Annotated in this window: 12 protein-coding genes and 1 pseudogene; 9 read left to right on the top strand and 4 right to left on the bottom strand. The window is 36.9% G+C overall.

Translation table 11 applies throughout. The features are described from left to right. Positions 1-43 precede the first annotated feature (43 nt). On the bottom strand, positions 44-250 hold the full coding sequence (locus tag H6G06_RS26810; RefSeq protein WP_190565100.1) for a hypothetical protein: 207 nt from the start codon (positions 248-250) through the stop codon (positions 44-46). Between the two features lie 949 nt (positions 251-1199). Further along, positions 1200-1388, bottom strand: coding sequence for a hypothetical protein (locus tag H6G06_RS26815; RefSeq protein ID WP_190565101.1), 189 nt, complete (start codon positions 1386-1388; stop codon positions 1200-1202). A gap of 110 nt (positions 1389-1498) precedes the next feature. On the opposite strand from H6G06_RS26815, the gene H6G06_RS26820 reads away from it, so the two are divergent. From H6G06_RS26820 to H6G06_RS26850, 7 genes are all read left to right on the top strand, one after another. Continuing rightward, entirely contained in the window at positions 1499-1918 is a 420-nt protein-coding gene (locus H6G06_RS26820; RefSeq protein WP_190565102.1) for a hypothetical protein, read from the top strand. A 41-nt stretch (positions 1919-1959) separates the two neighbouring features. Further along, complete coding sequence (locus H6G06_RS26825; protein WP_190565103.1) at positions 1960-2715, top strand: hypothetical protein; 756 nt, start codon at positions 1960-1962, stop codon at positions 2713-2715. 156 nt (positions 2716-2871) lie between these two features. Then, a complete protein-coding gene (locus tag H6G06_RS26830; protein ID WP_190565104.1) occupies positions 2872-3540 on the top strand; it encodes a hypothetical protein in 669 nt (222 codons plus the stop codon). 65 nt (positions 3541-3605) lie between these two features. Continuing rightward, the gene (locus H6G06_RS26835; protein ID WP_190565105.1) at positions 3606-4205 is read left to right on the top strand and encodes a hypothetical protein; all 600 of its coding nucleotides are present in this window, start codon (positions 3606-3608) and stop codon (positions 4203-4205) included. 50 nt (positions 4206-4255) lie between these two features. After that, positions 4256-4444 (top strand): hypothetical protein, encoded by a 189-nt coding sequence (locus tag H6G06_RS26840; protein WP_242039874.1) that lies wholly within the window; start codon positions 4256-4258, stop codon positions 4442-4444. Positions 4445-4446: 2 nt separating this feature from the next. Beyond that, complete coding sequence (locus H6G06_RS26845) at positions 4447-4605, top strand: hypothetical protein (protein ID WP_190565107.1); 159 nt, start codon at positions 4447-4449, stop codon at positions 4603-4605. Further along, positions 4583-5740, top strand: coding sequence for a hypothetical protein (locus H6G06_RS26850; protein WP_190565108.1), 1158 nt, complete (start codon positions 4583-4585; stop codon positions 5738-5740). The genes H6G06_RS26845 and H6G06_RS26850 overlap by 23 nt, the downstream gene beginning before the upstream one ends. 3 nt (positions 5741-5743) lie before the next feature. On the opposite strand, the gene H6G06_RS26855 is transcribed toward H6G06_RS26850, so the two are convergent. Together H6G06_RS26855 and H6G06_RS26860 are read right to left on the bottom strand one after the other, a co-directional pair. Next, a complete protein-coding gene (locus H6G06_RS26855; protein WP_199306902.1) occupies positions 5744-7066 on the bottom strand; it encodes an IS66 family transposase in 1323 nt (440 codons plus the stop codon). After that, positions 7053-7433: a hypothetical protein gene (locus H6G06_RS26860; RefSeq protein ID WP_190565109.1), complete on the bottom strand. Its 381-nt coding sequence runs from the start codon at positions 7431-7433 to the stop codon at positions 7053-7055. Before H6G06_RS26860 ends, H6G06_RS26855 begins: the two co-directional genes overlap by 14 nt. A gap of 345 nt (positions 7434-7778) precedes the next feature. Between H6G06_RS26860 and H6G06_RS26865 the strand changes: the two genes are divergently transcribed. Both H6G06_RS26865 and H6G06_RS26870 read left to right on the top strand, forming a co-directional pair. Further along, positions 7779-8168, top strand: coding sequence for a hypothetical protein (locus tag H6G06_RS26865; protein WP_190565110.1), 390 nt, complete (start codon positions 7779-7781; stop codon positions 8166-8168). Between the two features lie 84 nt (positions 8169-8252). Then, positions 8253-8548: pseudogene (locus H6G06_RS26870) on the top strand (hypothetical protein); the annotation flags it as partial.

Genomic DNA, 8548 nt, shown 5'->3' on the forward strand with positions numbered 1-8548 from the left:
GTTTGGTGAGGTTGGTAGGAGTTTCTTGAGAATTGTGCAACCATTACGCAACCTCCATCATTTTTTGTAAGTTGGAGATTGCAGCCTCTCCAGTTATTTGTGCTTGTTCAAGAATATTTAAGCGGTTTAGTAAATTTTTTGTATGATATAAAAATACTGGTGCGTAGGCGACTAAAGCGACTTCGTTAAAAAAATCTGATGGGATACTATTCCCATTTGGACATGGGAAATGATAAATTGTATTTAGCATAAATTTAGTGCCTCCCTGGCACTTGTTGAGTTAATAATTTAGTGCCTCCTTAGCAAGCACTTATATGAACGGTTTAGGTCTTATTGGAGACCTGAATTTTTTACGAAAACAACCAACAATCTAAATAAAACGCAGAACGGCGAAATTACTGCGTGAAAACAAAAGCCCTGGTCGGATTACCTGACTGGGGCTTCTTGATCATGCTCTGAAAAATTCAGATTGCCAGACATTAAATTCCTCCGGCCAAAATTGTGAATCTTGGCATAGGATGTTAGCTGTGTGTGTAAGCGGGAATTTAATGTTACGAACACGTTAATAAATTTTCCTCCTTGGGCTTGTTTATAGGATTAATAGCGATATATAAACACAGATCATAGTTTGAGCAATGCAATCATGGCAAGACCTGGATATAGTTATTTTCGGTAAAACTACTGAACATAACCTATTTCCCAGAGAAATTGATTAGGACTGCACAGATCCATCAGCTGGTGCTTTTTGGTTTTTGGGAGTCTGAGAGTGCGATGGCTGCGTTGAGCGTAGCTATCTATCACAACGTTAGGAATGATTAGTGCGATGCTTGCTTTGAGCGAAGCGATTGCGCGGAGCGCACTGCCGTAGGCAATCGCCTTGGATCGACTAAACAAGTTCGACCAGGTAATAACGTTATAACTTAATCAATATATACCCAAAACTGGGGAAAAGTCACTATAGTTAGAAAAATTAATGCAACGAAACTGCATTATATAGCTCCTAATTTATCAGCCTTTGCCCAAGTTTTACTTAATTATTGGTATTACCCATATTGCATATTTACTAGAGTTGATACTATTTCCACCTTAGTCATGCAGAATTGGTAATACATTTACACGAATTAGTAATACATTTACAGGTGTGTGTATTACCTCCACTCAAATTATGCAGAGTACAGTTAGTGCATACTGCATAAAAATTAATCTTTCTTATTCGCTTCAACCCATTCACCAACTATTATTTCCAAAGCAGTAGAGATATCCAACCCTTTGTCTATAAGGATTTTCTTAAAGTCTGTAAATAATTCCTTGGGTATGTGACCAGATAATTTTTTGTAATTGGGGTCGTCTTTTTTAGCCATCAGAATAGGTGTTCGAGCTATTTTCACACCGTATTTTAGCCTAATGGTTGAAACGAGAAAAAAGAAATAAGTTATAACGTTGCAACTTCTCCTCGTTTCCACTATATTGGAAATGTGGAAGTAAAAAACTACAGCGTATGGAGCAAGAAAGGATAGTCTACGAGACTTTAATGGGTTATCGAGTCAACGATGTCCACTGGTGGAGAACCAAAAAAGCTATGCAAGCTTGCGGTTTCCAGATGGATAAAAACGGTTTTGAATTGTTCATAAATCTGCGGAAAACTTCACCCAAATATTATTCTCAATTCCACAAAATCAAGGCAACTCTTGATAAGAAAGCTGTTGACATTGGTGAGGGAATGAAAGGTAAAGATTTTGTGAATTTTTTAGAAAAAGAGGGAATCAAACCACACCAATCAACACTTTCCAGATGGTTTAGTAAAGCTGGCGGTTATAAAGCCAGAGCTTTTTATAGCAGTACAGTTTTAATTCCAATTGCTGCTATGGCACTGATTTATAAATCTAAAAATGAAGCTCAACTAGCAAAAGTTAGCTAGTAAATTCATGAGCAAAACAAGCTCATTTGAGGTAATCAATTATGTTGAATAAAGTAGCAACTCGCATCCAATCCCGTCTATCCAGAAAAGGGCTAAAAGTTGTATTGGGAGAAATTAAAGAACAGTGCATCAAGACTTTTCTGGACATTGACAACCCAACAAAAGTAGAAATCAATGCCGTGACTGATTATTTTATGAACAATGCCACCAAGCTAACAGTAATTACAGAAAAAATAGAAGCAGTTACCATTAATGAAGCTGCAACCGAACAGGAGACTTTAACTAACAACAATTCTGACGAAATAGAACCAGAAACCACAACCAATCCATCCACTATTGAAGAATTGTCAGAATTTTATACCCATCCTGCCTTATTTACTCCAAAAACAGAAAATGAGGAAATACCCCAATCTTCAGAACTAGCAACCACCACCAAAAATGAATTAGTTAGTAGCACCGCTCAGAATATGGGCATTGCTTTAGACACTTCTGAGATATCTTTAATTGCTGAAAATATCAATGATTCAACCGACACACTAGAACAAGACATAGACGCTATCAAAGCAGCAATCATGGCATTTGTAGAACACAAAGCTATGATTAGTCAACAGAAAATCAACAACCTTATCACCGAAGTCAGGGAAGTAGTAAATGAGAAAAATACAGAAAATTCCCAACTGCTAACCGATGGATTGAAAAGCATAAACAACGATATTCAGGAGGCAAACAAGCAATTTAAAAGCAACGTCAAAAAAGCACTTGCAGCCTTTACTATCCCAACAAGTAAAGCAGGATAATACTTTAAAAATCAGGTTTAATCCTGTGCTTATTTTACTAACAATCACCCTGTTATCCGGTCTAATTATCTTCGATAACCTACGCTTCAATAACCGGATAACAAAACCTGTACACCGATATTTTACCGACCCTAACCTATATCTAGAAATACCACCATGAAAGCCTTACCACCCGCTAAGAATATGAGAATTAAAAACCACGTCACAGTCAAAGGTGGAGCATTAAACAGCCAACTATCAGCAAAATTTGGAATTACCCTGACCGACTTTAAAAACGCAGTTATGGGAGATTTAGCCGCAATTCAAAAAATAGGTGAGTTGCACAGGCAGGCTGAATTTATGAATAAATACGCTCCTAAACTGAGAGAACAATATTTGGAAATCATAGAAGGCACAGAAACCTATAATTTAGCCCTTGCAGATATTCTTCAAGCTGCTGGTAAAAGCACATTGGCAATAGACAAAGCAGCTAACGCTACTGCAATAGCAGATAGAAAATTCGTACACGGTAAAATCGAACTATCAGCACAATATCTAATTGACAAGAAACTAGAAAATGACCGTCACAAGTACCAACTAAACTATCAAGAAGTCAAAGGATATATGGATGCTTTTCTAGTTGGTGTTGACCGTGACGTAGCAGTATTAGAGCAGAATAACAGACCCGAATGGAAACAAATAGAAGCAGATAAAAAATATCAAGAGAAAGTAATTGATGAGTACCTAGATAATGGCAACGATGCCAGAGTAGATTTGATTCCTCAAAAGAATTATAGAGGCATAAAAGGTAAAATTCAGCAGGTATTAGGAGCATTAGGTTTCTAATTTTAATCCCCCAATCACGGGTAATGGTTGGGGGAATATCAGGTTAATTTTACATTCTTAATATTATGTTAGCACCTCACACACCACCGGAGCTAGATTCAATTCTAGACAGTGAAGAATCTACACAAATTAATCAAGAAACAGTCAGATATTTAAGTCATATTGAAACTAAACTTTATGCTGATATTCAAGCTAGAAAGCGTATTGATAGCGGTTTATTGTTTATAGCTTGTCAATTTAGCAGTTGTTCCCTATCTTGGTTGTTATTTGAACTGCAAGTAACACTCAGCATTATTCAAGTAGCATCAGCAGTTGTTTCATTGCTACCAGGATTAATAGATGTAGGCGATAGTTTTAGCTTTTCTATTAGTAGTGAATCCTGGGAATTTACACTGGGACAGAAACCACTAATAGGAATCATTAAATTATTAATTGGTGGTGCAGTCTCGCTACAAGGCACATCTAAGATTACCACCGAAATTATTAATAGTCAAGCCCAAATTGCCCAAACATATAACGAGATTAGAAGCAGCGAAGGACTAAGTTTTCAGCTACCAAATATGGGATTTAGCTTGCTGATTGCATTATTAGCAATTGCATTGATAGGGATATTGAAAAAGTTTTCTCATACCGATAACACAGGAGTTAATCAAAACGAAGATTAGCAATATCTGAATAATTTAACAAGTTTCATCTATTTACAATACAAGAGTTCATGAAAATGAAGATTAAAGGTAACTGGGGATGTCTACAGTGGTGGGTAAGTGGTTTAGCAACAGCCATTGCAATTAATTATTTAGCGAGGGGATTTGTTGACATTGTTCTTAACATCAACTCACTCCTTGAATGGTTGCAAAAGTCCGGTTTAGGTGAGTTTTTATATAGACTGTTAGGAGGTCGTTAAGCATGAGCAAGCAAGGTATTACCAAAGAGCATTTTAGATTTGTCCTCAAAGGAAACAAGGTAATTTTAATCTTTACTGATGATGGGGTATCCGGTGGCAGTTTTTGGGACACAAAATATTGGGATTGGGGTATAGATTATGCAAGAAATAACAGAATTTAACTCTAAATTAACTAAACAGCGTCGTAACTCTACAATCCTAGTAGGAGTTTTATTAACCTGTGGTTTCAGTGCATCCATACCCATGTTTAATGATTCCATCAAACACACAGAAACATTGTACTGTAATGTAAAAAGCAGTTGTAGAGGTGCTGATATTAAACGTGGTGTTAGTTATTTAGTAGATAAAGAACGACGTAATCAGTTATTTGACAACAATATAACAGTCTTAAAAATCCTCCCACCTGAAAACGACAAAGCAGTAGTGTGGGGTGTAGCTAGTTCCCTATTCCTATTAACTGCTTATGGAGTAAGTAAAGCACTTACTGACCATCAAGAAAAAGCAGTTCATTCTCAATTCAAAATGTTAAAAATACGTGCATTAGAAAATGATTTAATTGAACAAACTCACATAGATTTATTTGGATTTACCAAAAGCAACCAAGCAGAAATCACCAAACAGGTCATAGCCCGTCAAACATCAGAAACCATCCAAGCTATGAAAAGTGATGGGGAATTACAACTTGACCACCTAAACGGCACTTTGCAAGGGGAATTATCCCTAAAACAACACCAACTACAACTATCAGAACTTGATAAAGAAACAGCTAAAAACCAATTAGAAACAGCAGAAATAAAACGCAAGCTAGATAAACTATCTGGCAACACTAAAACAGAAGATACTACCAAAAGTACACCCGATAATGAACAACTAAAACAATCATTAATCAATGCACTCAAATCTCATGAAAACAGTTGGTTATGGTATCTAGTAGAATCATTCACCCCCATTATCATTCATGGTAAAGCTGGTAGTTATAAAAGTTATACAGCAGCAGCCATCGCACTCCTGAAACATTACCTGATAGATGCCAAAATAGAATCAATAGCAGATATTGACTACGACCAGAATAAAAATGATGCTTGGAAATTTCTAGTACCATTAGAACCGAATATTTATGGACAAGGAATTGATTGGGAATCTTACAACGATGGCTATATAGCAGCTATTGAACGTTCAAAACATAGAACCTTAAAAGATAACCCTATTGTATCTATTTGGGATGAACTAACCAATGCCAAAGGTAAATTTGATAACGCTCCTAATATAGGTATCCCCTCAATATTTCGGGGTTAAGAGTTATTGGGACATCAATGAATAACCAAAGGAATGAAGAGAAGACTGCTCACGAATAATAGTTGCCAAAGAGGGAATATTCCCAAGTTGAGAAATACGGTCACGCACATACTCAAAAAAGCTGATTCCCAACTTACGAGTAGTGGCAACAAGAGACATAAAAGTATCCCAAGCCTGAGTCCCCTCAAGAGTTTGAGTGGCATAACTAATATTACGTCGCTGCACCATTGTCCTAGCAGCTAACTCCGCTGGATTATTATGTAAAGGCAAGTCAGGATGCTCTAATACTAAAAGCAACTCCGAGATTTTCAGAAGAGTTAATCGTTTTCGCTCATCCAACTGTTGATAACCGCTTTGAGTATCGAAAAGTTTCCAAAACTCAGACCGGAGTTTTTCTGCGGTTTTTTGACTGGGTGCATCTTTGTAAGCCAGCAAGTCTCGGTAGTAATCCCAGAAATCATCCAGGAATTTATCAAGAGCTTTTTGGTGACAAGCAACATAAGGAGTCAACTTTTTATAATGTCGTCCTTCATGCACCCAACATAAAGTGATATTATCAGTCAGTAATTTGAATTGAGGAGCATCATCACAAACGAGGGTTTGCACCACTGGCCAATCAGTTTGTTGATGATAGAAAGCAATCGCTGCTGCTTCTATAATCCGAGTCCGGTGTTGAGAACCTAGTTTGGGTAGATATGTATCAAGTAGGGAATTAAACTCTGCTTCACTCAACACAGTTTCTTGAGGTAATAGTTTCAGAGCATTTTTCCATTTAGTTGGGATTTGGAAAGTCTCCAGTAAGTTGTCTGTAAGTTGATTGAGAATCAACTCCAGTTCTGTGGCATTTTGCAATACTTTTACTACACTCAATCTGTCTTTTTTGGCAGTGGTCAAGTAGATTGTATATAAAGGGTTGCAGACTACATTAGTGGTATAGTTCACCCCACCCACCCGCGCACCAGTTTGGTCGAAGTGTTGCCAATGACTGCTTTCTAGTCCCGACACATACACTTCTGTTTTCTCGCTTTCAAAATCAACTTGGTTTTTAATTAGTAGGTTCGATAAATATCCGGCTGATATGGATATCCCAATGTCTTCTAAAAACTCTAATAATTTACCTTGGGTCATGTTGCCCCCATAGTATAGGCTCATCACTAAGGCTTTTATTCCTGGTCCGAATTCTCCTTCATAACCACAAGGCAGTTCGGCTAAATAGGTTTTTCCTGATGACGGTGAATAGTATTTCTCTTTCCGAAATAGTACGTTGTCTGTTTCCAGGATGATGTCTTGGATGATTACTTCTTGATACCCTTTAAACGGGAGCATCTGCTGGCAGTTTATCTTGGGGGTATTTTACTATTTCTTCTCTATCTATTTTTATAGTCCCGTTCTTACTGCCTTTATTGTGCTTTTTTGGAGTTTTTCGCTCTTTCTCTGATGACTGATTGTTGGTAAACCCTTTCTTGTTGGCTTTGATGTCTGGCTTACCTTGTTCTCCTTTGAGACGGTTGTTTTCATCTTTTAACTGTTGATTTTCTGCTCGTAATTCTTTGACTTCGGCTTGTAATTGCTCTATTAAGTTCAGTAATATTTCTACTGTCCGACGCATTGATTCGTCTGCAATCCCTTTTGGCTCGATGCTTTGCAGTATCTCTTCTCCTGATTTCTTACTCAAATCTAGTTTTTGCGTCATGTGTCATATTCTATTATATTGCGTGTCCCTTGCTTATCTTATTTTTCTCTCCTACCCCTACTTATTGAGCGGATACTAATATAGTACCATTCGTAATTGCCACACCCAGAAAGCGGAACGAGCATTGTATTTTAATCAGCCATAACTTAACTCAAGATTGCTTAGGTGGATGTAGTGGTATTTCTGACTCAATCAAGTCTCAAACATACAGATTAAAATTAAAAACCACACCACAATCTAAACCACTTTTTAAAGGCATCTTAGAAGGGTTAGTAGATGCTGATGGCAATGAATTAGAGCAACACCCAGTTACATTACCTGATTGGTTGCGACCTGAAAAAATACATGATCACTTTAACGGTAAACCCATTGATTTTGAATAATGATAAAATCCCCAATAAAAACGGGATTAAGCACAAGGATATTACCATGATATTTCCAATCAGCATCAATTACAAATTGTATATCGAAGAAATCATTTTTGAGGAATTAGAAAATGAAAAAATCAATGAATTGAAACAAATCCTCAAAACGGAACACATTGATACTTTTAGCGATTATCTAGCTGAATATTGGGAGGAATATGAAGACGAAGATGAATATCTAGACAAGTTTGGTTCGGAAGACATTAGATACAATATGCACTATTTAGATATGGTTTCAGAAAATCCAAATTATGAGGAAATTGTGGGCTTTTTAGCCAAAAACAGAGATGGTATTATAACCTTATTTTGACCATGAAATAATCGAGGAATATATCCAGCTTGAAATAAATTTTAATAACTAAATATTGCGCTACCAAAGTTTAAATCTAGCGTGATGCTGTCCATCGTAGGACTTGGTAGCACTGGCATTAATGCCAATTTTCACCACTACCAAATAAACATTATGAAGGATATCGACTACCCCGATAAGCCCCGGAGTTTACCATGCTGGTTTTCTCCCAAGGATAGCTATGTTGCATCTGCTTTGTTGTCAGATGGATTTGAATTTAGTGGATTACTAGAAGATGTGGAAACACCTGATTATTTAGAGGTAATAACGGGTAATTGGTCATTAGGTTCTATCTGTTCAGTTAATGAATTAGTTGCAATTTGTGACGGTGCTGTATTCAG

It is taken from the genome of Anabaena sphaerica FACHB-251, assembly GCF_014696825.1.
In the GTDB taxonomy this organism is placed as follows: Bacteria; Cyanobacteriota; Cyanobacteriia; order Cyanobacteriales; family Nostocaceae; genus RDYJ01.

What these genes read in the sequence shown, in the direction of transcription:
- H6G06_RS26835 (WP_190565105.1), top strand. Translation starts at nt 3,606, where the DNA reads ATGTTAGCACCTCACACACCACCGGAGCTAGATTCAATTCTAGACAGT.
- H6G06_RS26825 (WP_190565103.1), top strand. Translation starts at nt 1,960, where the DNA reads ATGTTGAATAAAGTAGCAACTCGCATCCAATCCCGTCTATCCAGAAAA.
- H6G06_RS26845 (WP_190565107.1), top strand. Translation starts at nt 4,447, where the DNA reads ATGAGCAAGCAAGGTATTACCAAAGAGCATTTTAGATTTGTCCTCAAA.
- H6G06_RS26810 (WP_190565100.1), bottom strand. Translation starts at nt 250, where the DNA reads ATGCTAAATACAATTTATCATTTCCCATGTCCAAATGGGAATAGTATC.
- H6G06_RS26865 (WP_190565110.1), top strand. Translation starts at nt 7,779, where the DNA reads ATGATCACTTTAACGGTAAACCCATTGATTTTGAATAATGATAAAATC.
- H6G06_RS26820 (WP_190565102.1), top strand. Translation starts at nt 1,499, where the DNA reads ATGGAGCAAGAAAGGATAGTCTACGAGACTTTAATGGGTTATCGAGTC.
- H6G06_RS26855 (WP_199306902.1), bottom strand. Translation starts at nt 7,066, where the DNA reads ATGCTCCCGTTTAAAGGGTATCAAGAAGTAATCATCCAAGACATCATC.
- H6G06_RS26840 (WP_242039874.1), top strand. Translation starts at nt 4,256, where the DNA reads ATGAAAATGAAGATTAAAGGTAACTGGGGATGTCTACAGTGGTGGGTA.
- H6G06_RS26850 (WP_190565108.1), top strand. Translation starts at nt 4,583, where the DNA reads ATGCAAGAAATAACAGAATTTAACTCTAAATTAACTAAACAGCGTCGT.
- H6G06_RS26830 (WP_190565104.1), top strand. Translation starts at nt 2,872, where the DNA reads ATGAAAGCCTTACCACCCGCTAAGAATATGAGAATTAAAAACCACGTC.
- H6G06_RS26860 (WP_190565109.1), bottom strand. Translation starts at nt 7,433, where the DNA reads ATGACGCAAAAACTAGATTTGAGTAAGAAATCAGGAGAAGAGATACTG.